We start from the raw sequence: 22,897 nt of genomic DNA, 5'->3' as shown, positions 1-22,897 counted from the left end.
AGTTCAACATCTTCTTCCCTTCTCGAGGGTAAAACAAACTTACGAGCGGCAAAAAGGTTAAGCTAATTAAAACAAGTTGATTAAGATAAAAAGTTCCCTTAAAAAGCACAAAAAAAGAGAAATCAAACGGTAGCGCCCCAATTGCTGCGGTCCAAGCTGCGGTATTGAATGGCTTCGGCAAGGTGCTCTACTTTGATATCATCGCTGCCGGCCAGGTCGGCAATGGTGCGTGCTACTTTCAATATGCGATCATAGGCACGCGCCGATAGCCCCAGGCGCTCCATGGCTGCTTTGAGCAAGGTTTCACCGGCTTTGTCTATACGGCAATACTCCTTCACCAGGGGCGAAGGCATCATGGCATTGGTGTAAATGCCCGGCATGTGCTCGAAACGTTTGGTTTGCCGCTCGCGTGCCTGTGCTACACGTGCGCGTATGTCGGCACTGCGCTCCTGCTTCTTTCGCGAAGTCATTTCGCTAAACGAAACCGGCACCACCTCTATGTGCAAGTCTATGCGGTCGAGCAAAGGACCACTGATTTTGCTTAAATAACGCTGCACACTTTGCGGGGCACAAATACATTCCTTTTCCGGATGGTTGTAATATCCGCAAGGGCAGGGATTCATACTTGCCACCAACATAAAGTTGGCGGGGAAATCCAAAGTCATTTTAGCACGCGAGATGGTCACACGGCGCTCTTCGAGCGGTTGGCGCAGGACTTCCAAAACAGAACGCTTGAACTCGGGCAACTCATCCAGAAACAAAACGCCGTTATGTGCCAAAGATATTTCGCCGGGTTGGGGCACTGCCCCGCCCCCTACCAAAGCCACATCACTCACCGTGTGATGAGGGGCACGAAAAGGGCGTGTGGTAATGAGCGATGCATCTTTGCCCAGGCGCCCTGCTACTGAATGTATTTTGGTAGTCTCAAGTGCTTCCTGCAAGGTAAGCGGGGGCAAAATCGATGGCAAGCACTTGGCAAGCATGGTTTTGCCTGCGCCGGGCGGTCCTATCATAATGATGTTGTGCCCGCCGGCGGCAGCTACTTCCATGGCACGTTTCACATTTTCTTGTCCTTGCACGTCGGCAAAATCCAAGGGGTAATGATCGGCAGAAGCGGCAAAGAGCGCACGCGTATCCTTGACAAGCGGCTCTATGTGTTTTTTCCCTTGCAGAAAAGCAACGGCTTCTTCGAGTGTTTCCACACCAATTACCTCCAGATTGTTGACAATGGCCGCTTCCGAAGCGTTTTCTTTTGGCAGAATAAATCCCTTAAAACCCTTCTTGCGTGCCATAATGGCGATAGGCAACACGCCCTTTACCGGACGCAGGATGCCGTCCAACGACAGCTCGCCCATGATTAAATACTGCTCCAGATGCGGCACCTCTATTTGCCCCGAAGCAGACAAAATACCGATGGCAATGGGCAAATCGTAGTTGGCGCCTTCTTTGCGTAAATCGGCAGGCGCTAAGTTGATAACCGTTTTTTGGCGTGGGAACTGATAGCCCAAATATTTAATGGCTGATTCGACCCGCTGCGCACTCTCTTTCACGGCGCTGTCGGGCAAACCCACCATAAACAGATGGGTGCCCTGTGTAACATTTACTTCTATGGTAATGGTGAGCGCCTGTACACCATAAACAGCAGCAGCGTAGGTCTTGGCTAACATAACACAAAGGGTTGTAGCGATGGAACAAAGCCCTTGAAGGCCGTCATTCAAAATACAAGAATTCTACTTGCGATGCAAGAGCGCCACGCTTTCCACATGATGCGTATGCGGGAACATATCGACCGGCTGCACCCGCTCCACTTCATAAAAAGGTGCCAAAAGCGCAATATCACGGGCTTGTGTGGCGGGGTTACAGCTGACATACACAATGCGGCGGGGCGCCACACGGGCAATCAGCTGCACCACGTCGGGGTGCATGCCGGCACGTGGCGGGTCCGTAATGATGACCTCCGGCCTGCCGTGGCGCTCTATGAAGTCATCGGTCAGCACGTCTTTCATGTCACCGGCTTCAAAATACACGTTGTCGATGCCATTGTCCCGTGCGTTTTGCCAGGCGTCGTCAATGGCTTCTTTTACATACTCTATGCCTACCACCTTTTTTGCTCTCCGGGCTACAAAGTTGGCAATAGAACCGGTGCCGGTGTAAAGGTCATACACCAGCTCGTTGCCGGTGAGCGCCGCCCAATGGCGTGCGATGCTGTACAGACGGTAGGCTTGTGCCGAATTGGTCTGAAAGAAGGACTTGGGGCCAATACGAAAACGCAAGTCTTCCATTTGCTCCGTGATATATGCCTTGCCGGCATACAGTTCGGCCTCGAGGTCGTAGTAGTTGTCGTTTTGTTTGGGGTTGTGCATCAGGTAAAGAGAAGTGACCGCGGGGAAGCGTTCTTGTATGAATGCAGCCACACGGCTTGCAGCTATTTTCCCTTCTGCGCCTCCGGCATATACAATCACCACCATCACTTCGCCGGTATTGGCTGTGCGTATGATAAGACTGCGCAGAATGCCTTCATGCAGAACGGTGTCATAGAAGGGAATGCCTGCTTCCAAAGCAAATGCCTTTACTGCCAAGCGGATGGCATTAGAAGGCTCGGGCTGAAGGTAGCAGTGTTCAATATCTACCACACGGTCGTAGCGCTTGGGCACATGAAAACCTAAAGCGTGGCGGTCCAGGTCGTCGCCGGAAGCCACCTCTTCGCCGGTAAGCCAACGCCGGTTGCTGAACGCAAAGTCCAGTTTGTTGCGATAATAGGTTGTTTGTTCAGCTGCCAGGATGGGCTCCCATTGCTTCACAGGCACTTTGGCTATGCGCTCAAAGGCATCTTTTACCTGCTGCTCTTTTAGTTCCGTCTGTGCTTCGTAACGCATATGCTGCCATTTGCAGCCGCCACAAGTGCCAAAGTGTTTGCAAAAAGGCGCTTGGCGCAAGGGTGAACTTGGCTCTACGTGTATGGCTTGGCCTATCCAATAAGCCGATTTTTTCTTTATGATGCGCACGTCGGCTTTGTCGCCGGGTGCCACCATTCCTTCCACAAAAACCACGCGTTCGCCATGATGTGCCATGCATTTGCCTTCTGCCACGGCTTTTTCAATCAGCAGCCCCTCCAATACGGTCTGTACTTTCTTTTTGCGCCCCATATAGTTTTTGCGTGCAATTTAGTAATTTCGTTGCCAATAAGATTGTTGTTGAACCCAAATTGACAAGAAACATGAGCCTGGAAAGCAAAATACAGCAGGACCTGAAAGAGGCAATGAAAGCCAAAGACGCTATTGCTTTAAAAGCCATCCGCGAGTTGAAGTCGTTCATTACTTTGGAAAAAACCAAAGAAGGCAATAAAGAAAGCCTGACCGAAGCCGAAGAAATGGCCATTATCAACAAGGCGCTGAAGCAGCACCAGGAAACTTATGAAATGTTCAAACAAAACGGGCGAGAAGAACAGGCACAAGAGGAAGCCGCCATCATAGAAGTGCTCAAGCGCTACTTGCCTGCTCAAATGTCGGCCGCAGAAATAGAAGCCAAAATAAAGGATATTATTGCCCGCACCGGTGCACAAAGCATCAAAGACATGGGCAAAGTGATGGGCGTTGCCACTAAAGAATTGGCCGGACAAGACAACCGCCTGATAGCCGACACCGTCAAGCGTTTGCTTTCTGACCAAAAATAAAGCCTTATGAATTTACTTGATTTATTTATTGCGCTCCCCATTCTCTGGGGGGCGCACAAAGGGTATCAAAAAGGGTTTTTGTTGTCACTCATTACCTTCTTGGCATTCTTTGTTGCCCTGCTGCTTTCTTTTAAATTCTTTCATGTGACCTTGCAGGTGCTTGCCAACTTTGTGAATGTGTCAGACAGCACCATGCCTTATATCGCCTTCTTCATTACTTTCGGCTTGATGCTCTATGCCATCATGTGGATAGGCAAGCGTTTAAAAAGCACCATAGACAACACACTACTGGGCAGTTTCGACAGCTTGTTGGGCGCCGCGCTGGGCGGCTTGAAATATGCTCTTTTTGTAAGCGCTTTTCTCTGGCTCTTTGGTACATTCAAAACATTTCAAGACAACACACTCGAAGAAAGCCTTTTTTATCCGGTGGTGTCGCCGCTTGCGCCTTATGTGGTAGAACACAGCTCTGAATGGATAAGTAAGGGCAAGGGCATCATTGAGGCATCGAAAGAGATTGTTCAAGAGGCGAAAGAAAAAAAGGAAAACAGTCAGAGTGATACTGCTAATTGACAATTACGACTCTTTTACATACAACCTGGTCGATTACTTTGCCCGCTTGGGCGTGCGCTGCCATGTAGTGCGTAATGACCAACCTCCGGACACCTACGCATCGCTGCCTTTTCAAGGCATTGTGTTATCACCGGGACCGGGTACCCCCCGCCAAGCCGGCTATTTGATGCATGCCATCGAGCGGTTTTACCGGCGGTTCCCTCTTTTGGGCATCTGCCTGGGACACCAAGCCCTGGGCGAGTTTTTTGGTGCCACACTCACACACGCCCACCGCCCCATGCACGGCAAAGTGAGCCAAATCACACACCGGGGCTGTGGTCTGTTTGAGGCACTGCCCAACCCTCTTGCGGTTGTACGCTATCATTCGTGGGTGGTTCAAAGCCTGCCGGCCGAGCTACTGCCCACAGCTTACACACTGGATACCCACCAGGAGTTAATGGCATTTCAACACCAAAAACTGCCCGTCTTTGGTGTGCAATTTCACCCCGAAGCAGCCCTCAGTCAAGGTGGATTAAAACTATTGAATAATTGGTTAAAACATACAGGCATCACAAAAGCTTACTAACTCAAGTAGAAATTTATTGCCAATTCGTGTTTATATTATAGGATAGTTACTATTTTTAAGCCGGAGTGCATATACTAAAAAGAAACAAACAGTCATGGAACTTCAAGCAAAGAAACAAGGCAAATACACATACATAGATGAGGGACAGGGCGAAGTCATGTTGTTGCTGCACGGTCTGTTTGGGGCACTCAGCAACTGGAAAGACGTGGTCAACGCTTTCTCTGACCGCTATCGCGTGGTCATCCCCATGATGCCCATCTATGAGCTGTCGCCACGCAAAGCCGGCATTGACTCGCTGACCAAATTCATAGCCCAATTTATTGAAGACTTCGATTTGCATGAGTTGACCCTGCTGGGGAATTCGCTGGGAGGACACATCGCGCTTAACTATACGTTGCACCATCCGGAAAGAGTAAAGCGGCTGGTCTTAACGGGCAGTTCCGGGCTCTTTGAAAACACCATGGGCGGCTCTTATCCCAAGCGAGGCTCTTATGACTACATCAAAGAGCGTGTGGAATACACTTTCTATGACCCGGCTACTGCCACCCCCGAACTGGTGGAAGAAGTATTTAACGTGACCCGAAGCATCCCCAAATGCATGAACATTGTAGCCATTGCCAAATCGGCGCAGCGCCACAACATGGCTAAAGACCTGCCCAAGATAAAAGTGCCGACCCTCTTGATTTGGGGACTAAACGATACCATCACACCACCCCATGTGGCGCATGATTTTGCACGTCTTTTACCAAATGCAGAGCTCAGGTTCATTGACAAGTGTTGTCATGCACCTATGATGGAGCGCCCCGAGAAGTTTAATCGTATTTTAGAACAGTTTTTGCAAAAGAGTAAAGAAACAGCGGTTACATGATAGTCGAAAGCCTTTTACATATTGCCACACCGCATGTGAAACTGCAGGACAGCCCCCAAGCAGCTCGCCAATTAATGGATGAGCTGAAAATGGAGCAATTGCCTGTAGTAGATGCCGAAGGGCAGTATGTAGGCATGCTTACCCGCAAAGCCGTTGAAGAGGCCGGCGCAAGCGCAACTATTGAAGACTTGCCCCTCTTGCCGCCACAAGATACTTCCGTGTATAGCTCTCAACATTTTTACAACGTACTGCGCCAAGCCAACAACTATGACCTGCAATGGATAGCAGTAGTGGATGAAGAGCAAAAACTGGTAGGGCTGGTGCGTGTTCAGGATGCCATTAAACAGTTTATAAGCTCCTATGCCATGCAGGAAAAAGGCGCCATCATCTTGCTTTCCATGCCGGCACGCGACTACTCCCTGTCTCATATCAGTCGCCTGGTAGAAGAAAACAACGCCAAGATTATCAGTGTCAATGTGGGCGTAGATGAAAAAGACCCGCAGCAGCTGCTGGTAACCATCAAAATAGACAAGCCCGACGTGAGTCGCATAGTAGCTACGCTCGAGCGCTTCAATTATCATGTGGTAGCTACGTTCCACTCTGCCGAGCTGGCGCAAATAGACCGTTCCCGTCTTGAACTTCTTTTGCGATATTTGGATATTTAGCGCTAACTTTTGGGCATTCAGCAACACCAAGCAATGTAATAAGTGACTTTTATTTGTTAAGTATTTCATTTTCAAAAGGAAATACTTAACTTTGATACAATCGCAGTGAGTTTGTCATTACACATACATGCGTCAATACAAACACTACATATGGCTTTTAGCATGCCTTTTTTGGCTGTTTCCTGTTGTCACTGAGGGGCAGTCGTTGATACTGACAGGCAATGAAGTTCTAATGCAAGACGAGCTGAGTTTTCCACAAGACAGCACGCGGGTGCAGATAAGTCCCAAAAGCGGGAGCAACTACCAAAAAACACCTAAAAGCGCAGGACAGCAGTTTACGCCGTCGAACTCCATACCTGCCAACAAAGACAAAACATCGCCTTCGCAACAAACCAAACCGGAAAAGCCGGTGCCTGTGTATCCACCCACTATTTCGGCACGTGCTTTCACCGTGCTTACCTCTTTGTTCTTTTGGCTGATACTGACCCTTTGGAAACTGCTTATGTAGTGCAAGGGGCTAAATCACCCGTTGTGCCTTTGGGCCACTGCTTTGCTTACCGCCTTTTTAACAGAAATAACCTACTTTTGAGCATGCCTTCTATAGACTTGCCCCAAAAGCAGTCTTTTTGTTTTATTCCCGGCATACAAGCCCCTCCTGCTTCATCTACAACAACATGCCTCGCTTGCGCTTCACGTAATCCAATCTAATCAAAGCAAAAGATGCTACTTTTTCGCCTCTCTGCTAACGACGATTGACAACCACCGTCTCTTTATATCGTTTTTGTTGACCGGACAGGTCAAACACTTCGAACACAATAATGTAATAACCGCTTCTTACGGCCTGACGCTCGTCGTTTTCGCCTTGCCACAGGAAACTGCCTTCGGTACTCAACAGCTGGTTCGACACCAAACGGCGTACCAAACGCCCTTGCGCGTCATAAATCATCACATTTGCCACATAGCCATTTTGAGCAAAAGCATAGCGAATTTCCAAAAAATCTTGGATACCGTCTTCATCGGGGGTAAGCATGGGACTGCTCAAACGAATGCCGCCGGTGATGCCCTCTGCCTCAAGACGCTGCGAGTTCGGTTGCGCCGGCGTAGCATAGCCCGCCGTAGAAGCAGCCGAGAACCAGTTGGAAGGCTCGTTGGTGGGCGCATCCACGCGAATGCGCTCCAACGAAACCCCTTCTTTGTCGTCCAAAAGCGCAAAATGGTAATCCTCCGAATAATCGAATTGTTCCCATAACTTCCCGGCAGGATTTAAAAGTAATACGGTGCCTTCATCGTCGTTATAGCCCGGCATGGAGCTTACTTCTGCAAAGCGTTTACCCACAGAAGAAGGGTAGTTTTGTCGTATGTTTTCCGCATTATCCGTTATGGCTATATACTCACCGGGCGGCAGTACCAACGGGCTTGTAGCAATGGGGGTGGCTCTGTCTATCGCGCCGTTATATAAACGGGCTATTTGCCATCCCTGCAGGTTGATGTACTTGGCAGAGCGGTTATAGAGCTCAACAAAATCACTGCCGCCGGTGCGTGGGTTGAAAAGCACTTCATTTAGAATGACATCACCGGAGTCGGCCGCTTCCACCAAACCGAAACCATAAGGCTCGTTGCTAATTAAATTGCCGGCACAGTCCGTAGCGCCACTTATGCGAACAGTGTAAGCTTGTCCGGCTTCTAAAAGCCCGCCTAAAACTATTTTCATGCGTTTATTCAACGGGGGCAAAGGCTGAAGAGAAGCCACCGCCACCGGAGGCTCCAATATAACGGAAGCATTCAACAGCGATGCCTCATCCATAGGTTCGGAAAATAACACTTCCAGCGTATCTGCATAGAGAGCATAAACCTGTGTGATAGAAGGCGGGGTATTGTCCGGGCGGCTCTCACTTACTGAATTAGGAGCAGCAGGCGTGCCGCCTCTTTCATCTTCTGAGGCGAGCCAATTGTTGGACTCACCACAAGGGTTTTGCACATCTATCATCTCCAGCGACCATCCCCCTTCTTTTTTGTCCGGATCTTGATACCAGCTGTCGCTATACTCAACAGCAAAGACGACTTCTCCCGAGGCGTTTTGGATTTGAAGCGACTCACCGCCGTTGTTCAACGAAGGGAAAGAAGTAACTGCAACGGCACGTCCGTAAGCCGACAGCTCAGCAGCTGCTGACGAAGAACACAAAATCACATATTCGTCCGGATAAATATTGACGGGGGGCAAGTTCGTTGCCGAAGTGGCATCTTTCAACACACAGCCGCTTAGACTGATGACAGCGGAGGTAGGGTTATACACTTCCAAATATTCATACTCAGGCAAGCCCACTACGGGCGTAGGGTCTGCCATGATTTCAGTAATCAACAAATCGAAAACATTGGGCTCTTTTCCCAAACCAACTGTATAGCTTGCAGGAGAAAGAGCATTGCCACTGCAATCGGCTATGTTTTGAATGGTCAGGGTATAGAGTTGCCCTGCCACCAAAGGAGCATCCAGGTTAAGTAATACTTCGGCATCGCTGTTTAGTTGAACACTACTGATGCCGATCCCATTACTCAATGTATAGTTTGCTGCATTAGCCAAAGAAGTGGTTTCCATAGGCTCCGAAAAAGAAAGCAACAATGCCACACTTCCTGAAGGCTGCAGGGCAGTCAGTGCGGGCGGCATGGTATCGGGCGAAGGGTCATAAACAGAATTCTGCGCACCGGGCGTGCCGCCTATGGCTGCCACCGAAGCCCGCCAATTATGAGGACCTGCTCCACAAGGCAGATGAGGGTTGACCTGTTCCAAAGACCATCCGCCATCAGATTTGGCAGGGTCTTGATACCACTCATCCGTATAACTGACGGCGTCAATGAGTACACTGCCGGCATCTTGCAGACTCACGGTTTCACCCCCATTGGTAAGCGCATCGAAAGAGGTCATGCCAATTACATTCGACACCCCGAAAGCAGCCGCATCGGCAGCAGCCGTCAGCAGCACATATTGGCCCTTCTTCAAGATATAAGATGAAGTAGTAATTACCTTGCCATTCAGTGTAAAGTTCTGCAAATCAATATTTTTATTGCTCCGGTTGTAGAGCTCCACGTATTCGGCATTTGGTAAGCCTACCACCGGTGTAGGGTCCGCCATGATTTCGTTGATAACAATATCGCCGGGAGCAGCCGCACTTAGTTCCACATACTCGAAAGGCGGTGCCGGCGACGTGCTTACTGCATTGCTGAGAATATCTTTTACATTCGATACGGTGAGTTGATATTGCTGCCCATCTTGGAAGCTGTTGGCAAAAGTAAGGGTTACCTTGTTGAGGGTGGTGGCATCGAGCGTAGCCGTTGCGGGGGTGCCAATACCATTGTTCACACTGTAGTTGGTTACCTCTTCTGCCGAAGTCTGTTCCAATGGTTCGTCAAAGAGTACTTCCAAAGTATTGGCACCCACGGCTGTGGTTTGCACCACCTGCGGCGGCTGATTGTCTATATACACTTGAAAGTCATCGAAGTAATACAAAGTGGCGCGACTTGCGGTGCCATATTTACAATACACCCCAAAAAAAGTGGTGGTGGTGTGTGTGTTGTCCACTACTTCGCCTTCTTTCTGATAATTGAAGCCGCCGGTAGGGTCAGCGAAAACCGTCCATTTTCCCGTTGCGTCCCGAACAACTTTGATGCGCACTTTGATATTCCCAGAAAAAGCCGTCGTCCCACTTAAAACCTCTGTGCTATCGGTGCCTGTTTTTCTGTAAAATTTAATATAATTGGTCCCCCCTACTTGCCCTATTTGAATGAAGTAACCATTCAAGGCGCTTTCCAAATTGGCTTGGTCGCTTGCCAGGTAAATACGCACAAAGTTTGCCGAGGAAGGGGCAAATTTCAAATCCACCAAGAAAGACCACACCGCCTTATCCATGATAGCAGAGGGTGTGCTTAGATGTAGAATATCACTGCTGGCAGTTCCGTTGCTGCGCAGCTGTCCATTGTCCACAACAAATAAAGACACATCGCCCGACCAAGCAGGATTGGCCGTAAAGTCACCATCCGAGAAATCATCTTGAAACTGAGCCTGCGCAGACAAACCAATGCAGGCACTTAAAAAAAACAAAAGCCAATATTTACGAAGCGTATTCATACAATTGAAGTTATCAACATTTAAATTTACGCACTTTTCAACAGACAGAAAATTTTGTCGTTCGTGCCTGCTGTTTTTTTGAGGCAATAGAAAATCTTTTTTAAATTACTTTCAAAAGAACAGTTGTAACCCTCTGCTTCATGAAAAAATGTCAGGTAGAACGCGGCATTCTCATTCGTCGCGCATGCAGTAAGCCTGCAGTAGCCATCTGCTACTCTTGCCAACGCTTTATTTGCAAAGAACACACCTCGCAATATGCCGAACTGGTACTTGAGCAAAAAATAGATTTGAACAAGCCCAATAATCAAACCATCGACGGTAACGCCATTTTTTGCCTTGAGTGCGCCGCCAAAGCCCCACAAGAGCAACAACAGCCGGGTGACTCGCCCGTAGAAAAAGAGGTGTACTACAGACGCTACTATGATAGTCATTATGGACCGATTGTGTATTATCATTCGGGACACTACCATGACTACGACAGCAGCGCCGGGCAAGAAGACTACGACACCGATGACACCACAGGGGGCTTTTTTGACAGTTAATCAAGGGCTTCTGTAAAGACATGAAAAGACTGCTTTGGATTACCGAACATTATCCGCCGACCATCGGGGGAATGGCCAATGCCTGTGACCGCATTGTTTACCACCTGCGCGATTTTTTTCATATAGACGTGTTGCACCTTTGCAGGGCTACACAAAGCAAACCACCCTACCGGCCGGCCCATGTGATGGAAGAAGCCGGCGGTAACTGCTATGTGTTTCATGCGCATCGCGATATTGCCCACACGCTCAATTGTGTGTACTTATGGCTGTCTAAACAACACCAAAAGCAGCCCTATGAGGCGCTTGTTGCCTTTGGGGGCTATGCACCTGTTTTTGCCGTGCCCACCTTTGCCGCACTTTTGGGACTTCCTTATGTACTGCTTCTCAGGGGGAACGACTTCGATGCGGGCTTGTTTCAACCCAAGCGCCGCGACCTTCTACTGACAGCCATAGAGCAGGCCGCCGCTGTCTGCTGTGTAAGCAGCGACAAAGTGCAAAAGATACGTGCCCTGCTTCCGCACAAGCCCGCAGTGTATTATACTCCCAACGGCATTGACACAGCAGAGTGGAAAGCCTATGAACATGACTACCGACTGGCTGCCGACTGGCGAAAAATGCATAGCGAAGGGCGCACGGTCGTTGGATTGTTTGGGCAATTGAAAGAAAAAAAAGGGTTGGACTTTTTTGTGGATAGCTTACAGCAAAGTGCATACTCCGATGAAGTGCACCTGTTGTTAATAGGTGATTTGGAAGAAGAAATGCGCCGGCGGCTCACCGGTGCCGGACAACTGCATTATACACACATCCCTTTTGTAGAACGCATGCAGTTGATTCCCTATTATTTGGCATGCGACTGGATGGCTATTCCTTCTTTTTACGACGGCATGCCCAATGTACTGCTCGAAGCAGCCGCTTTACAACGCCCTGCCATAGGTAGCCAAGTAGCCGGCATAGCCGATTTCATCGAGCACGGGCGCAACGGCTTCCTTTTTGAAGCCGCCAACAGACACAGTTTGTTGGAAGTCTTGCAAACGGCGTTGGAACTACCTGCCAATGAGCGTGAAGCCATGGGCAAAGCCGCTTTTAAAGGCCTGCAAGCAGCCTTCACTGCCCGCCATGAAGCCGGGCGTTATGCCGGAATATTTGAAGAAGTCTTGTTTCGCAAAAATGCAGCACAAGGCGCATAAAAAAGCAGGGCTACCTGTTGCGGATAGCCCTGCTCTATTGAACTGCTTTTTGAGTTGCCTGTTACACGTCCAGCTTTTTCAAGCTTTCTGGCGTTAAAGGCTTGTTCAAGTATTTTTTTACCGATTTGTAACGCTTCGAGCGGCTTACGTCTTGTGGGTTGATGGAAGAAGTAAGCATTACGATTTTGCAGTGCTCTTTGGTTTTTTCGGAAAGTCCCTCGAACTCATCCAAAAACTGAAAGCCATCCATCAAGGGCATGTCTATGTCCAAGAAGATAAGCTCAGGCAGAACTGCGTCGCCGGCCACATCGGCAATCTTTTCCATATTACGCAAAAACTCAATGGCACTTTTTCCACCGGTATGCGTAAAAATACGCTCGCAGATGCCGGCCGATTCTATGATTTTTTGATTAATGAGATTATCTATCTCATTATCATCGATAAGCATGACGGTTTTATATTTCTTTTCTACAACTTCTGCCATAGTTTATTGCTTTCTGTATTGAACGTTCAAGGGACAATTTAAAAAATATGAATCACTAAAAAAACTTTACGTTATTTTTATGTGCATTTTTCATTGTTATACGTCAAATTTAATGCCTTGTGCCAATGGCAGTGCCGTTCCGTAGTTGATGGTGTTGGTCTGACGACGCATGTAGAACTTCCAGGCGTCGGATCCGGATTCGCGGCCGCCACCGGTTTCTTTTTCCCCACCAAAAGCACCACCAATTTCAGCACCGGAAGTGCCAATATTGACGTTGGCAATGCCGCAGTCAGAGCCGGCCGCCGACAGGAACAGCTCTGCCTCGCGCAGGTTCTGAGTGAAGATGGCAGACGAAAGCCCCTGTTTTACATCGTTTTGTATTTCAATGGCTTCTTCTACATCGCCTTGGTAGCGAATCAGATACAGAATGGGGGCAAAGGTTTCTTCTTGTACCGTGGCGAAATGGTTCTCTGCCTCTACAATGGCAGGCTTCACATAGTGCCCGTTGCCGTAGGCATCGCCTTTGAGTACTTCACCGCCATAAATCAGCTTTCCGCCTTCTTTTTGCACGTTTTCAAGCGCTTTTACGAAGGCATCCACCGCCTGTTGGTCGATTAGGGGACCCACCAAAACGGAAGGATCCAAGGGGTTGCCTATAGGCAAGCGCTCATAAATTTCAATCAGGCGTTTTTTTACTTCATCATATACCGACTCATGCACAATCAAACGGCGGGTGGTTGTGCAGCGCTGCCCGCAGGTGCCTACTGCGCCAAAGACCGTAGCGCGCACCGCCATCTCTATGTTGGCATTGGGGGTGATGATGATGGCGTTGTTGCCGCCTAATTCAAGCAAGGATTTGCCCAAGCGGGCGGCTACTACTTGTGCCACCTGCTTGCCCATGCGGGTAGAGCCGGTTGCCGAAATCAGGGGAATGCGCGTATCTTCTGCCATCCATTTGCCCACTTCGGCATCGCCAATCACAAGGCTGAAAATACCTTCCGGCAAGTCGTTTTCTTTCAGCACTTCTGCCACAATATGCTGGCAGGCAATGGCGGTTAAGGGAGTCTTTTCGGAAGGCTTCCAAATGCAAACATCGCCACAAACGGCGGCAATCATGGCATTCCAAGACCATACGGCCACCGGAAAGTTGAATGCCGAAATGATGCCCACCAAGCCCAACGGATGATATTGCTCATACATGCGGTGTTCGGGGCGTTCTGAGTGCATGGTGAAGCCATACAGCTGACGCGACAAGCCGGTGGCAAAGTCGCAGATATCAATCATTTCCTGCACTTCGCCCAAACCTTCCTGGTAGATTTTTCCCATTTCGAAAGTTACGAGCTTGCCCAGTGCGTCCTTGTAAAAACGCAGGCGGTCGCCTATTTGACGGACAATCTCGCCACGCTTCGGCGCCGGCACCTTGCGCCACACTTTGAAGGCTTCCTGCGCCTTACGAATCACGGCTTCATAATCTTCGCGCGTAGCTACCTGCACACTGGCAATATACTCTCCATTGATAGGCGTATGTACTTTTATTTCTTTCTTTCCTTCCTGGATGCTTCCCCATTGCTGCCCGGTACTGTAGGCGGGGTTTTGTTGCCGGATGCCCAACTGCTTCAATATGCTCTCCATCTCCCGGGAAAGAGTTGCTACCGTATTCATGGTTCTGTCGTTTTTAAATCAATTTTTAAACAAATGAATGATAGCAAAAGTACAAAAAACTTACAATTCTGCCCTTTAAAAGTGCAACGAAATCGCATGTAAATGTCCGCTTTCACAGCCGGAAGGTTCAGCATAAAAATGTTATTTTTGGCTTGAGTATCCAACCAACCTTATTGATAGTTATGCTAAACCGAGTTCCGCCCATTACGCTGGCACTGCTGGCAAGCAACTTACTGATGTACTTCGTGTATCACTACACGCCTTTGGGCAATGCGCAGCTGCTGGAGTTATATCCTTTTCAGTCTTCTTTGTTCCGTCCTCATCAGTTGTTCAGCTATATGTTCTTGCATGCCAACTTTTGGCATTTGTTCGGCAATATGTTCGGCTTGTATGTGTTCGGGGCTTTGCTCGAGCAGGTATTGGGCGACAAGCGCTACCTGATTCTTTACCTGGTCTGCGGCATAGGCGCCGGCGTAGCGCAAAACGGGGTGCGTTATTGGGAATACAAAGACTTGCAAAACGATAAAATTGCTTTTTTGAGCGAACCGACACCTGCCCAATTCCGGGCTTACATAGAAGAGCACGTAGGCAAGGAAGAAGAACTCAACCCGGCCTTTGTTGAGTTCATGCATGCCTATGAACGCAACCCTGAGAACAGCAGCTATATAGCCACGGCCAAGCAGTATGCACGCAGTATTGCACAGCAGCAGAGCGAAGTGCCGACGGTTGGGGCTTCGGGAGCTATTTTCGGCATCATTATGGCTTTTGCGCTGCTGTTTCCCAACTTGCGAATGATGTTGCTCATCCCACCCATCCCTATCAAAGCCAAGTATTTGGCACTGCTGTATGCAGGTTTTGAGTTGTACTCACTCATTCAAAGCAACCCTAATGACAATATAGCTCATTTTGCACACTTAAGTGGGATGATTTTTGCTTACCTACTTATTAAGTACTGGCGTGTGCCACAGTATCATTAGGCACTTTTTTGCTTGCTTTTTGTTCTTACATTAAATAACTACCGGCTATGTTTCGCAATACAGGCACTTCGTTCAACACCTCCGACGCCCTGATAAGATTGATACTTATCAATGTAGGGGTATTTCTGCTGTTGAAAATAGCCTATGTGTTTCTGTGGGCTGCACAGAGCACGCATATCTATCAGTGGTTGGTGTTTCATCTTGCCATGCCGGCCGAGGGCAGCCTGCTACTGCGGCGCCCCTACACCTTGATAACCTACTTCTTTACGCATGAAGGCTTCTGGCATATTTTGTTCAACATGCTGTTTTTGTACTGGTTTGGGCGTATTTTACAAGAGTTTCTGGGCAATCGTCGCTTGGTAGCTTTGTATATATTGGGCGGTTTGGCTGGTGGTGTTTTGTATTTCTTGCTTTACAATGTATTGCCGCCACTTCAAGCAATACGCCCGGTAACCGTGTTGCTGGGCGCGTCGGCAAGTGTATATGCCATTGTGGTAGGAGCTGCTACCTTGCGCCCTACTTACACAGTGCATCTTCTGTTGTTTGGTCCTGTGCAGATACGCTGGATTGCCGTTTTCTTTGTTTTGCTGTCGTTTACAGAAATCGGCAGCGCCAATACAGGCGGCAATTTTGCCCACTTGGGAGGTAGCCTCATGGGCTATCTGTACATCAAAGGACTGCAAAAAGGCACCGACGCGGGCGCATGGATAAGCTTCCTTTTGGATAAGATAAGCCGCTTGTTCAGCCGCAAGCCTCGCTTGAAAGTGCATCGTCCGCCTTTGGAAAAGGTGCGTGCACACAACACTGCCCGCCGTGCCGGTAACGAAGCCCAAGGCACAAGCAGCAGCTTGCAAGATGAAATTGATCGTATCTTAGACAAAATCAGTGAGCAAGGCTACGACAGCCTCACTCCTGAAGAAAAACAAAAGCTGTGGGATGCCAGCCGCAACTTGTAAAAACTAAATCAGGCTTTCAACACCCACAAGGGCAGCCGTGCCATATAAATGAGGTCCTCTATTTTGCTGTGATAGAAAAGCGTTTTCCAGAAAGAGCGCCGGTAATAAGAGAGTGCCAGCAAGGCATGGGTGTACGGCTTCATGTAGTCGAGCAAGGCAGGTGCCACCTCCTCGCGGCAAATGTGCTCAAAAATGAGCGGCACACCGGGTAATTGTTCTTTAATCACACTTTGAAAGCCACGGAAAAGCAAGCGTTTTTCAAAACTGTCTTCTTCATCTACGTGAAGAACATGCAGCTGTGCTTGATGCACTTGCGCTATTTGGGCTAAGTCGCACACTATGTCCACATCTTTGGGTCTATAGGCCGTGGCATAGAAAATATGCTCCGGGCGCTCGACAACCGCCCCTTCGGGAATAGCCAAAAAGGGGCACTCTGCCAGTTCCATCAATTCGGCTGCGGTGCTGCCCAACACCCGGTTTTCAATGCTACGGTTACCCTGCGTGCCACTTACAATGCATTGTGCCTGCACTGCTCCGGCTACTTCCAGAATTGTATCTACTACTTTACCGGGTACTACCAAAGCCCGCACTTTGAGAGAAGCGGGCACACCTACCTCGCGGCACAGTTGCTCAATGGCTTTGTGCCCTTTCTCTTCTTCTGCCTGAAAGCGTTCTGCCAAGCGCAACGAAAAGTCGTAGGGCGGCTCAAACACATGCAAGATGGCAATTTCTTGCAGCGAGTGTTCGAAAAGCTTCAGTGCAAAGCGCAAAGCTTGCACCGAGTGGGCTGAGAAGTCAGTGGCAAAAAGAATACGTTCTATATTCATGGCTTGAAAGAGTTTGTATTGATACGCATGGGTATTCCTGCCTGATGCAGGTAGTGTTTAAGTGCCGGAATCTTAATTTCCCCAAAGTGAAAGACACTGGCTGCCAAAGCGGCATCTGCTTTGCCTTCCCGGAATACCTCCAGGAAGTGCTCCTGTGTGCCTGCCCCACCTGAAGCAATTACAGGGATTTTTACGGCTTCGGCAATGAGCTTGGTCACTCGCAGGTCAAAACCGGCTTTTGTTCCGTCGGCATCCATAGATGTCAGCAGGATTTCGCCGGCGCCTAAGTCTTCTACCTGCTTTGCCCAATCAAGGGTGAAGCGCCCGGTTGCTTTTCGCCCCCCATGAGTATGCACTATGTCTTTGCCTTCCACACAGCGGGTATCGATGGCCACCACCACACATTGAGCGCCAAACTCATTGGCCAAGTCGCGTATCAACCGGGGATTTTTTACGGCTGCCGAATTGATGGATACTTTGTCCGCACCGGCATGCAAAAGGGCTGACACGTCTTCTATGCTGCCAATGCCGCCGCCTACGGTAAAGGGAATATTGATTTGCGCAGCCACACGCCGCACCAACTCTACCAATGTTTTGCGCTTTTCTACCGTAGCGGTTATATCAAGAAAAACCAGCTCATCGGCACCTTGTTCGGCGTAAGCCTTGGCTAACTGCACGGGGTCGCCGGCGTCGCGTAAGTCCACAAAGTTGACGCCCTTCACCGTGCGCCCGTCTTTAATGTCCAAGCAGGGAATAATACGTTTAGTAAGCATTGTTTTTTATCAGTTTAGCAAGGTCTGTGAGTTGAATATATCCTTCATAAATGGCTTTGCCTACAATGACACCATACAGCCCGGCCGCCTGCAACTGCAGCAAGTCGCTGATGGAAGCCACTCCACCACTGGCAATGAAGTGCAATTCAGGGCACTGCTGCTGCAAATGGCGGTAAAACTCAACGTTTGTGCCTTGCAAACTGCCGTCGCGGCTAATGTCCGTGCACACTACATAGCGAGCCCCCTGGCGGGCATAGAACTGCAAAAAGTCTTCGGCTGTATGCTTGCTTAGGTCTTGCCACGCATTCACGGCAATTTTTCCATCTTTTATATCGGCACCGATAATCAACTTTTCCGGTCCGAAATCATGCAACCACTCTACGACTGTTTCGGGCTGCTTCACCGCCAAAGAACCAACCGTTACTTGTACGGCGCCGGCAGCAAGCACTCGCTCTATGTCTTCTTTTTTCCGGATGCCACCGCCAAAGTCTATTTGCAGGTGGGTATGCGCGGCAATGCGCTCCAGCACCTCTATATTGACGGGCTGCCCTTGCTTGGCACCGTCCAAATCTACAAGATGCAAATGCGTGATGCCTGCCGCCTCAAACTGACGGGCAGCCTCCAAAGGGTCTTCGTAATATTCGGTTTTTTGATTGTAGTCGCCAAAACGAAGGCGCACACACTTGCCTCCGATAAGGTCAATAGCAGGAATGATTTTCATAGCTGATAACTTTTGATTATGGATGAAATGATAACGACCGCAAGCTATGGCTTGTTGCCGAAAAGCGCAAAGCTTGTAGTCAACGGTCCATTTTTTTTTCTTTGGGCGGTTACCTTTTCAGCATTCAATGTATCAACACATAACAAGCATTCAAAAGCGTGCAAGAAGTAGTTTAACTTTCTGTGTGGAAGGGCCTTTCTTTTTAAGGAAGGCTCTTTTTTTGTTCTTTTCAACAGGAAAATAAAGAAAGGAAGGCTGTGGAATACAACCTTCCTCCTATACAGAGTAGCTCTTTTTCGATAATTAAGCTCCTTTTTTAGAGTTCTTAATTTCTTGTACTTCCTTACGGATGTCGTGAGCCAACTCTTTCAATTGCTGCATGGCTTTACGCAAACGGGTGCCGGCAGCTTGGTTGTCTTTTTCATAGAATTTTTTGGCATCTTCTTCAGCAGCCAAAACGATGTTTTTGAGTTCTTCAAACTTTTTCATACGCTTGTTCTTTTAAGTTTTACAATCGAAAATCGTCCAAATCTACATATAAATTTCATTTTTCCTAATGAAAACTGAAATTTATTACGTTTTTCGATAAAGTTGGTTTATGTTTTTTCTGCCTTTTTCCTGTTAAGTATTATAAAGTGCCGGCACTTCGGGCAAGTCATTTTCATGAGCACCTTTGTAAGCGCCCGCTTTCAGTTTCTTGCCTACCTCTTCAAAAGCACGCAGGGTTTCCTCTACGTCTTCGAGGGTGTGGGTAGCCGTAGGTATCAGGCGGAACATAATCACGCCTTTAGGCACCACCGGATAAGCAACTATAGAGCAGAAGATGCCATAGTTTTCACGCAAATCCAGCGCCATGCGGGTAGCTTCATCTTTTCCGCCCTGCAAGAAAACAGGTGTTACCGGCGACTGCGTGTTGCCAATATTGAAGCCACGCTCTTTTAAGCCCGATTGAAGCGCACGCACGATGGTCCAAAGCTTTTCACGCAGTTCGGGCTTGGTTTGCAGTAGCTCCAGGCGTTTCAAGGCGCCTTCTACCAAAGGCATGGGTAGCGCCTTGGCAAAGATTTGCGAGCGCATATTGTATTTCAAATACTCAATCACATGGGCATCGGCAGCCACAAAGGCACCAATGGCAGCCATCGACTTGGCAAAAGTGGCAAAATACAGGTCTATACCATCCTGACAACCTTGCTCTTCACCGGTTCCGGCACCGGTAGCGCCCATGGCACCAAAACCGTGGGCATCGTCCACCATCAGGCGGAAGGGATATTTCTCTTTCAGTGCTACAATCTCTTTCAGCTTTCCTTGGGTGCCTTCCATGCCAAAGACACCTTCGGTAATCACCAGGATGCCGCCGCCGGTCTTTTCTACAATCTTCATAGCGCGCTGCAGCTGCTTCTCCAGCGCTTCTATGTCGTTGTGCGGGAAAACAAAACGTTTGCCCATATGCAAGCGCACGCCATCGATGATGCAGGCATGCGACAGCGAGTCATATACGACCACATCGCGACGGTCCAAGATGGCATCAATGGCAGACATGATGCCCTGATAGCCATAGTTTAGTAGGAATGCATCTTCTTTACCGACAAATTTTGCCAAACGCTGCTCCAACTCCTCATGCAGCGCCGTGTTGCCGGTCATCATACGCGAGCCCATGGGATAAGCCAAGCCCCATTTGGCAGCGGCTTCGGCATCGGCTTTGCGCACTTCGGGATGGTTTGCCAAGCCCAAATAGTTGTTCAGGCTCCAGGTAAGAACGGTCTTACCATTGAATTGCATGCGCGGGGCAATTTCACCTTCCAATTTGGGGAAAGTAAAATAGCCATGGGCACGGTCGGAGTGTTGCCCCAAAGGACCTTTATCGATTTCGATTTTTTTGAATAAATCCACAGCTGAACTGTTTTTTTGATTGTGAAACATAAAAAGAAGGCGAGAAAAATTTCTCCGGGACGCCTGCTTATTGATTATTGCCTTGCAAGCGCTGTTTTTCAGCTTTTTCGAGCCAAAGCCCTACGAGCATCGAAACGGTGAGTAGAACGGCAAAAAAGATGATTCCGGTCATAACTTCTTCCTGATTTTTAAATGTGTAGCGCCCAAATTTAAGGCAATTTCACGAAATAAAAAAACAGCCCTATTGGTAATCAGCCGCTTCTATTCAACTCATAAACAATCAACTACAGCGAAAAGCCACTACCAAAACATCATCGGTTTGGGCTTGTCCGCCCCGCCATTCATCGAAGCGCTCTGCCAAAATACGCTCCTGCTCTTCAAAGGGAAGCGTATAGATTTGCCGGATAAGCTCTCTAAACTGCCTGATTTTAAATTTCTTACGATTACCTTTATCGAATTGGTCTATGTAGCCGTCGGTGTGCAGGTAAAAAATCTGCCCGGGTCGCAGTTGCACTATCCGGTTTGTAAACTCTTTTTCTCCGTATAGCCCTCCGGCACCGATTGAGTATTTTGAAGCGGGCAATTCTTCATAGCCATCGTCACTAAGTATATGCATCCGTTGTTTTGCCAAGCTGACGGTAAGGGTCCCTTCCGCCGGGTTTATCATCAGCAGGGCGATATCCATACCGTCTTTTACCTCGGGGTCATGCTGCTGCAAGGTGGTGGTAATACGACGGTCAAGCTGCGTCAGGATTTCGGCAGGGTCCATCACATTATCTTCATGCAATATCTGGTTTAAGAAATTGATGCCCATTACGGTCATGAAGCCACCGGGCACACCATGGCCGGTGCAGTCGCTAACAGCCAAGTAAGTGAGTCCATCTTTTTGGGCACACCAGTAAAAATCGCCACTTACGATGTCTTTTGGACGCCAAAAGATGGCAGATTCGGGGAAAAGAGTTTTGAATTGATGCAGGGAAGGGAAAAGGGCTGCTTGAATACGCTGGGCATAACGTATGCTCTCGAGGATTTTGTTGTGTGTGGTTGCCAGCTGTTCGTTTTGCACCTCTATTTCTTCCTTCTGTTCTTTGAGTATGCTGTTCAGTTTGGTTAACTCCTCATTTACTTTGCGGCGCTGCTCTGCTTGTCGCCAAATAAAGAATGCCATCACCAAAGCCAAGAGTGCCATAGCGGCAAAGAGCAATACGGCATAGCGTTGCCGCTGCACGCGCAACTCTTTGATGGCAAGCTCTTGCTGTGCGCGCTGTTTTTCCATCTCTGCTTTTTCCAGTTCATAACGGGCAGCAATTTGGTTGGCTGTTTCTTGCTGCTCTGCCAGCTGAAGCTCGTCTTTCAAAGCCACCGCTTTTTTGTAATATTCAAGAGCAAGGGCCGCTTGCCCCATTTTTTCATAAGTACGGCTGATGGCTTCGTAGCATTCTTGTTCTATGAACTTTCTGCCTGTTTCTTGTGCCAATGCCAAACTTTTTTTCTGTAGCTCAAGCGCTTCGGCATAGTTGCCTTTATCGAAATACACATAGCTCATGTTGACCAAAGCACTGGCTTCCATGCCATGCAGATCGTTTTGCTCTACTATTTCAAGCGCCCGGTTGAAGTGTGCCAAAGCCTCTTGGTATTGCTTGAGCAGGTAGTATTCATAGCCCATATTGGACAGCGTGTAATACATGCCGGGGGCATAGTTCATTTGTTCACAAAGCTCATAAGCCTTGCGGTAATGTTCAATGGCTTCTTCGTGCTGTCCATTATCGGAATAAGCCACTGCCAAGGTGTTTTCCATGGAAGCCAAGTTGGAAATGTCTTCCAAACGGCTGCACACTTCTATCCCTTGTTCAAGGTATTCTATGCCCTTGGACAAGTTCTTCATGGTGATATAGGTTTCGCCCAATTGCGAGAGTGTTTCACAGGCATAGGCGTCTTGGCGATTGGCTTCAAAGATGCGCAGTGCTTTTATATACAGGTCGGCCGCCTTGGCATAGTCGTAGCGCAGAAAGTACACACGCCCGAGGTCCAAATACAGCACACCTAAAGGGGTGTTGTCGGCAGGCGGTGCTTTTTTCCAAAGCTCCTCTGCTTTTCTGAAGGCTTCCAGTGCCTCGCCATACTCTTCGTGGTTCAAATGGTACTCGCCCTCGTAAAGGTAGGTTTCTGCCAGGCTTGCAGTAGCGTCTTGGTTGAAAAGCTGCGCCCTCCACTGCTCTATCAGGGCAAGGGTAGTAGAGTCTGCCCCTTCTTGAAGGGCTTTTTTTACTTTTTCCCGGTAATTCAACTCTGCTGCCTGCTGTGCCTGCAATGAAGATAAGAGTCCAAAAAGCAACAGAGAAAAAACAAGTGTCAAGCGCATAGTGGTTGGCTTATGGTGTTTCATGAAAAGTATTAGGCATCATTTGTTTTGTATT

Annotated in this window: 21 protein-coding genes; 10 read left to right on the top strand and 11 right to left on the bottom strand. The window is 48.6% G+C overall.

The annotated features are described in order from the left end of the window. Positions 1 to 122 precede the first annotated feature (122 nt). Both K384_RS00345 and rlmD read right to left on the bottom strand, forming a co-directional pair. The gene (locus tag K384_RS00345) at positions 123 to 1,667 is read right to left on the bottom strand and encodes a YifB family Mg chelatase-like AAA ATPase (protein ID WP_038028331.1); all 1,545 of its coding nucleotides are present in this window, start codon (positions 1,665 to 1,667) and stop codon (positions 123 to 125) included. Between the two features lie 63 nt (positions 1,668 to 1,730). Then, a complete protein-coding gene (gene rlmD, locus K384_RS00340) occupies positions 1,731 to 3,146 on the bottom strand; it encodes a 23S rRNA (uracil(1939)-C(5))-methyltransferase RlmD (RefSeq protein WP_038028329.1) in 1,416 nt (471 codons plus the stop codon). Between the two features lie 71 nt (positions 3,147 to 3,217). Here rlmD and K384_RS00335 point away from each other — a divergent pair, with 71 nt between their 5' ends. The 6 genes from K384_RS00335 to K384_RS00310 all read left to right on the top strand — a co-directional run bounded on the left by K384_RS00335 (position 3,218) and on the right by K384_RS00310 (position 6,849). Then, positions 3,218 to 3,673 (top strand): GatB/YqeY domain-containing protein, encoded by a 456-nt coding sequence (locus K384_RS00335; RefSeq protein ID WP_038028327.1) that lies wholly within the window; start codon positions 3,218 to 3,220, stop codon positions 3,671 to 3,673. A gap of 6 nt (positions 3,674 to 3,679) precedes the next feature. Next, positions 3,680 to 4,243 carry a CvpA family protein gene (locus K384_RS00330; RefSeq protein ID WP_038028325.1) on the top strand — a complete coding sequence of 188 codons (564 nt, stop codon included), beginning with the start codon at positions 3,680 to 3,682 and terminating at the stop codon, positions 4,241 to 4,243. Next, on the top strand, positions 4,227 to 4,808 hold the full coding sequence (locus K384_RS00325) for an anthranilate synthase component II (protein WP_038028323.1): 582 nt from the start codon (positions 4,227 to 4,229) through the stop codon (positions 4,806 to 4,808). The genes K384_RS00330 and K384_RS00325 overlap by 17 nt, the downstream gene beginning before the upstream one ends. Before the next feature lie 94 nt (positions 4,809 to 4,902). Further along, complete coding sequence (locus K384_RS00320; protein WP_038028321.1) at positions 4,903 to 5,676, top strand: alpha/beta fold hydrolase; 774 nt, start codon at positions 4,903 to 4,905, stop codon at positions 5,674 to 5,676. After that, positions 5,673 to 6,341: a CBS domain-containing protein gene (locus K384_RS00315; RefSeq protein ID WP_038028319.1), complete on the top strand. Its 669-nt coding sequence runs from the start codon at positions 5,673 to 5,675 to the stop codon at positions 6,339 to 6,341. The genes K384_RS00320 and K384_RS00315 overlap by 4 nt, the downstream gene beginning before the upstream one ends. 127 nt (positions 6,342 to 6,468) lie before the next feature. Further along, positions 6,469 to 6,849 carry a hypothetical protein gene (locus K384_RS00310; protein ID WP_038028316.1) on the top strand — a complete coding sequence of 127 codons (381 nt, stop codon included), beginning with the start codon at positions 6,469 to 6,471 and terminating at the stop codon, positions 6,847 to 6,849. A 234-nt stretch (positions 6,850 to 7,083) separates the two neighbouring features. On the opposite strand, the gene K384_RS00305 is transcribed toward K384_RS00310, so the two are convergent. Continuing rightward, positions 7,084 to 10,461, bottom strand: a complete 3,378-nt coding sequence (locus K384_RS00305; RefSeq protein ID WP_038028314.1) for a lamin tail domain-containing protein — start codon at positions 10,459 to 10,461, stop codon at positions 7,084 to 7,086. Positions 10,462 to 10,601: 140 nt separating this feature from the next. Between K384_RS00305 and K384_RS00300 the strand changes: the two genes are divergently transcribed. Both K384_RS00300 and K384_RS00295 read left to right on the top strand, forming a co-directional pair. Further along, positions 10,602 to 11,003, top strand: a complete 402-nt coding sequence (locus tag K384_RS00300; RefSeq protein ID WP_038028312.1) for a hypothetical protein — start codon at positions 10,602 to 10,604, stop codon at positions 11,001 to 11,003. Positions 11,004 to 11,023: 20 nt separating this feature from the next. Next, entirely contained in the window at positions 11,024 to 12,190 is a 1,167-nt protein-coding gene (locus tag K384_RS00295) for a glycosyltransferase (protein ID WP_051632964.1), read from the top strand. A gap of 61 nt (positions 12,191 to 12,251) precedes the next feature. Here K384_RS00295 and K384_RS00290 read toward each other — a convergent pair whose 3' ends face one another. Together K384_RS00290 and amaB are read right to left on the bottom strand one after the other, a co-directional pair. Continuing rightward, the gene (locus K384_RS00290; RefSeq protein ID WP_038028311.1) at positions 12,252 to 12,674 is read right to left on the bottom strand and encodes a response regulator; all 423 of its coding nucleotides are present in this window, start codon (positions 12,672 to 12,674) and stop codon (positions 12,252 to 12,254) included. A 96-nt stretch (positions 12,675 to 12,770) separates the two neighbouring features. Continuing rightward, entirely contained in the window at positions 12,771 to 14,336 is a 1,566-nt protein-coding gene (gene amaB, locus K384_RS00285) for an L-piperidine-6-carboxylate dehydrogenase (RefSeq protein ID WP_051632963.1), read from the bottom strand. Between the two features lie 182 nt (positions 14,337 to 14,518). Between amaB and K384_RS00280 the strand changes: the two genes are divergently transcribed. After that, positions 14,519 to 15,313, top strand: a complete 795-nt coding sequence (locus K384_RS00280; RefSeq protein WP_038028914.1) for a rhomboid family intramembrane serine protease — start codon at positions 14,519 to 14,521, stop codon at positions 15,311 to 15,313. Between the two features lie 47 nt (positions 15,314 to 15,360). Then, positions 15,361 to 16,269, top strand: coding sequence for a rhomboid family protein (locus tag K384_RS00275; RefSeq protein ID WP_038028309.1), 909 nt, complete (start codon positions 15,361 to 15,363; stop codon positions 16,267 to 16,269). An 8-nt stretch (positions 16,270 to 16,277) separates the two neighbouring features. On the opposite strand, the gene K384_RS00270 is transcribed toward K384_RS00275, so the two are convergent. The 6 genes from K384_RS00270 to K384_RS00245 form a co-directional block, all read right to left on the bottom strand. Beyond that, a complete protein-coding gene (locus tag K384_RS00270) occupies positions 16,278 to 17,096 on the bottom strand; it encodes a universal stress protein (protein WP_038028307.1) in 819 nt (272 codons plus the stop codon). Continuing rightward, positions 17,093 to 17,869: an imidazole glycerol phosphate synthase subunit HisF gene (gene hisF, locus K384_RS00265; RefSeq protein ID WP_038028306.1), complete on the bottom strand. Its 777-nt coding sequence runs from the start codon at positions 17,867 to 17,869 to the stop codon at positions 17,093 to 17,095. Before hisF ends, K384_RS00270 begins: the two co-directional genes overlap by 4 nt. Beyond that, positions 17,859 to 18,590, bottom strand: a complete 732-nt coding sequence (gene hisA, locus K384_RS00260) for a 1-(5-phosphoribosyl)-5-[(5-phosphoribosylamino)methylideneamino]imidazole-4-carboxamide isomerase (protein WP_038028305.1) — start codon at positions 18,588 to 18,590, stop codon at positions 17,859 to 17,861. Before hisA ends, hisF begins: the two co-directional genes overlap by 11 nt. A gap of 303 nt (positions 18,591 to 18,893) precedes the next feature. Continuing rightward, positions 18,894 to 19,079: a hypothetical protein gene (locus K384_RS00255; protein ID WP_038028304.1), complete on the bottom strand. Its 186-nt coding sequence runs from the start codon at positions 19,077 to 19,079 to the stop codon at positions 18,894 to 18,896. 132 nt (positions 19,080 to 19,211) lie between these two features. Then, positions 19,212 to 20,480 carry an aminotransferase class I/II-fold pyridoxal phosphate-dependent enzyme gene (locus tag K384_RS00250; protein WP_038028913.1) on the bottom strand — a complete coding sequence of 423 codons (1,269 nt, stop codon included), beginning with the start codon at positions 20,478 to 20,480 and terminating at the stop codon, positions 19,212 to 19,214. Between the two features lie 280 nt (positions 20,481 to 20,760). Further along, on the bottom strand, positions 20,761 to 22,842 hold the full coding sequence (locus K384_RS00245; RefSeq protein WP_038028303.1) for a tetratricopeptide repeat protein: 2,082 nt from the start codon (positions 22,840 to 22,842) through the stop codon (positions 20,761 to 20,763). Positions 22,843 to 22,897: the final 55 nt, after the last annotated feature.

Source organism: Thermonema rossianum DSM 10300, from assembly GCF_000426825.1.
GTDB lineage: Bacteria > Bacteroidota > Bacteroidia > Cytophagales > Thermonemataceae > Thermonema > Thermonema rossianum.
Note: the sequence above shows the minus strand (reverse complement) of the source record. Positions and strands in the feature narration are given on the sequence as shown.

What these genes read in the sequence shown, in the direction of transcription:
- K384_RS00305 (WP_038028314.1), bottom strand. Translation starts at nt 10,461, where the DNA reads ATGAATACGCTTCGTAAATATTGGCTTTTGTTTTTTTTAAGTGCCTGC.
- K384_RS00295 (WP_051632964.1), top strand. Translation starts at nt 11,024, where the DNA reads ATGAAAAGACTGCTTTGGATTACCGAACATTATCCGCCGACCATCGGG.
- K384_RS00315 (WP_038028319.1), top strand. Translation starts at nt 5,673, where the DNA reads ATGATAGTCGAAAGCCTTTTACATATTGCCACACCGCATGTGAAACTG.
- amaB (WP_051632963.1), bottom strand. Translation starts at nt 14,336, where the DNA reads ATGAATACGGTAGCAACTCTTTCCCGGGAGATGGAGAGCATATTGAAG.
- K384_RS00245 (WP_038028303.1), bottom strand. Translation starts at nt 22,842, where the DNA reads ATGCGCTTGACACTTGTTTTTTCTCTGTTGCTTTTTGGACTCTTATCT.
- K384_RS00310 (WP_038028316.1), top strand. Translation starts at nt 6,469, where the DNA reads ATGCGTCAATACAAACACTACATATGGCTTTTAGCATGCCTTTTTTGG.
- K384_RS00320 (WP_038028321.1), top strand. Translation starts at nt 4,903, where the DNA reads ATGGAACTTCAAGCAAAGAAACAAGGCAAATACACATACATAGATGAG.
- K384_RS00335 (WP_038028327.1), top strand. Translation starts at nt 3,218, where the DNA reads ATGAGCCTGGAAAGCAAAATACAGCAGGACCTGAAAGAGGCAATGAAA.
- K384_RS00300 (WP_038028312.1), top strand. Translation starts at nt 10,602, where the DNA reads ATGAAAAAATGTCAGGTAGAACGCGGCATTCTCATTCGTCGCGCATGC.
- K384_RS00345 (WP_038028331.1), bottom strand. Translation starts at nt 1,667, where the DNA reads ATGTTAGCCAAGACCTACGCTGCTGCTGTTTATGGTGTACAGGCGCTC.
- K384_RS00270 (WP_038028307.1), bottom strand. Translation starts at nt 17,096, where the DNA reads ATGAATATAGAACGTATTCTTTTTGCCACTGACTTCTCAGCCCACTCG.
- hisF (WP_038028306.1), bottom strand. Translation starts at nt 17,869, where the DNA reads ATGCTTACTAAACGTATTATTCCCTGCTTGGACATTAAAGACGGGCGC.
- K384_RS00275 (WP_038028309.1), top strand. Translation starts at nt 15,361, where the DNA reads ATGTTTCGCAATACAGGCACTTCGTTCAACACCTCCGACGCCCTGATA.
- K384_RS00330 (WP_038028325.1), top strand. Translation starts at nt 3,680, where the DNA reads ATGAATTTACTTGATTTATTTATTGCGCTCCCCATTCTCTGGGGGGCG.
- rlmD (WP_038028329.1), bottom strand. Translation starts at nt 3,146, where the DNA reads ATGGGGCGCAAAAAGAAAGTACAGACCGTATTGGAGGGGCTGCTGATT.
- hisA (WP_038028305.1), bottom strand. Translation starts at nt 18,590, where the DNA reads ATGAAAATCATTCCTGCTATTGACCTTATCGGAGGCAAGTGTGTGCGC.
- K384_RS00280 (WP_038028914.1), top strand. Translation starts at nt 14,519, where the DNA reads ATGCTAAACCGAGTTCCGCCCATTACGCTGGCACTGCTGGCAAGCAAC.
- K384_RS00255 (WP_038028304.1), bottom strand. Translation starts at nt 19,079, where the DNA reads ATGAAAAAGTTTGAAGAACTCAAAAACATCGTTTTGGCTGCTGAAGAA.
- K384_RS00290 (WP_038028311.1), bottom strand. Translation starts at nt 12,674, where the DNA reads ATGGCAGAAGTTGTAGAAAAGAAATATAAAACCGTCATGCTTATCGAT.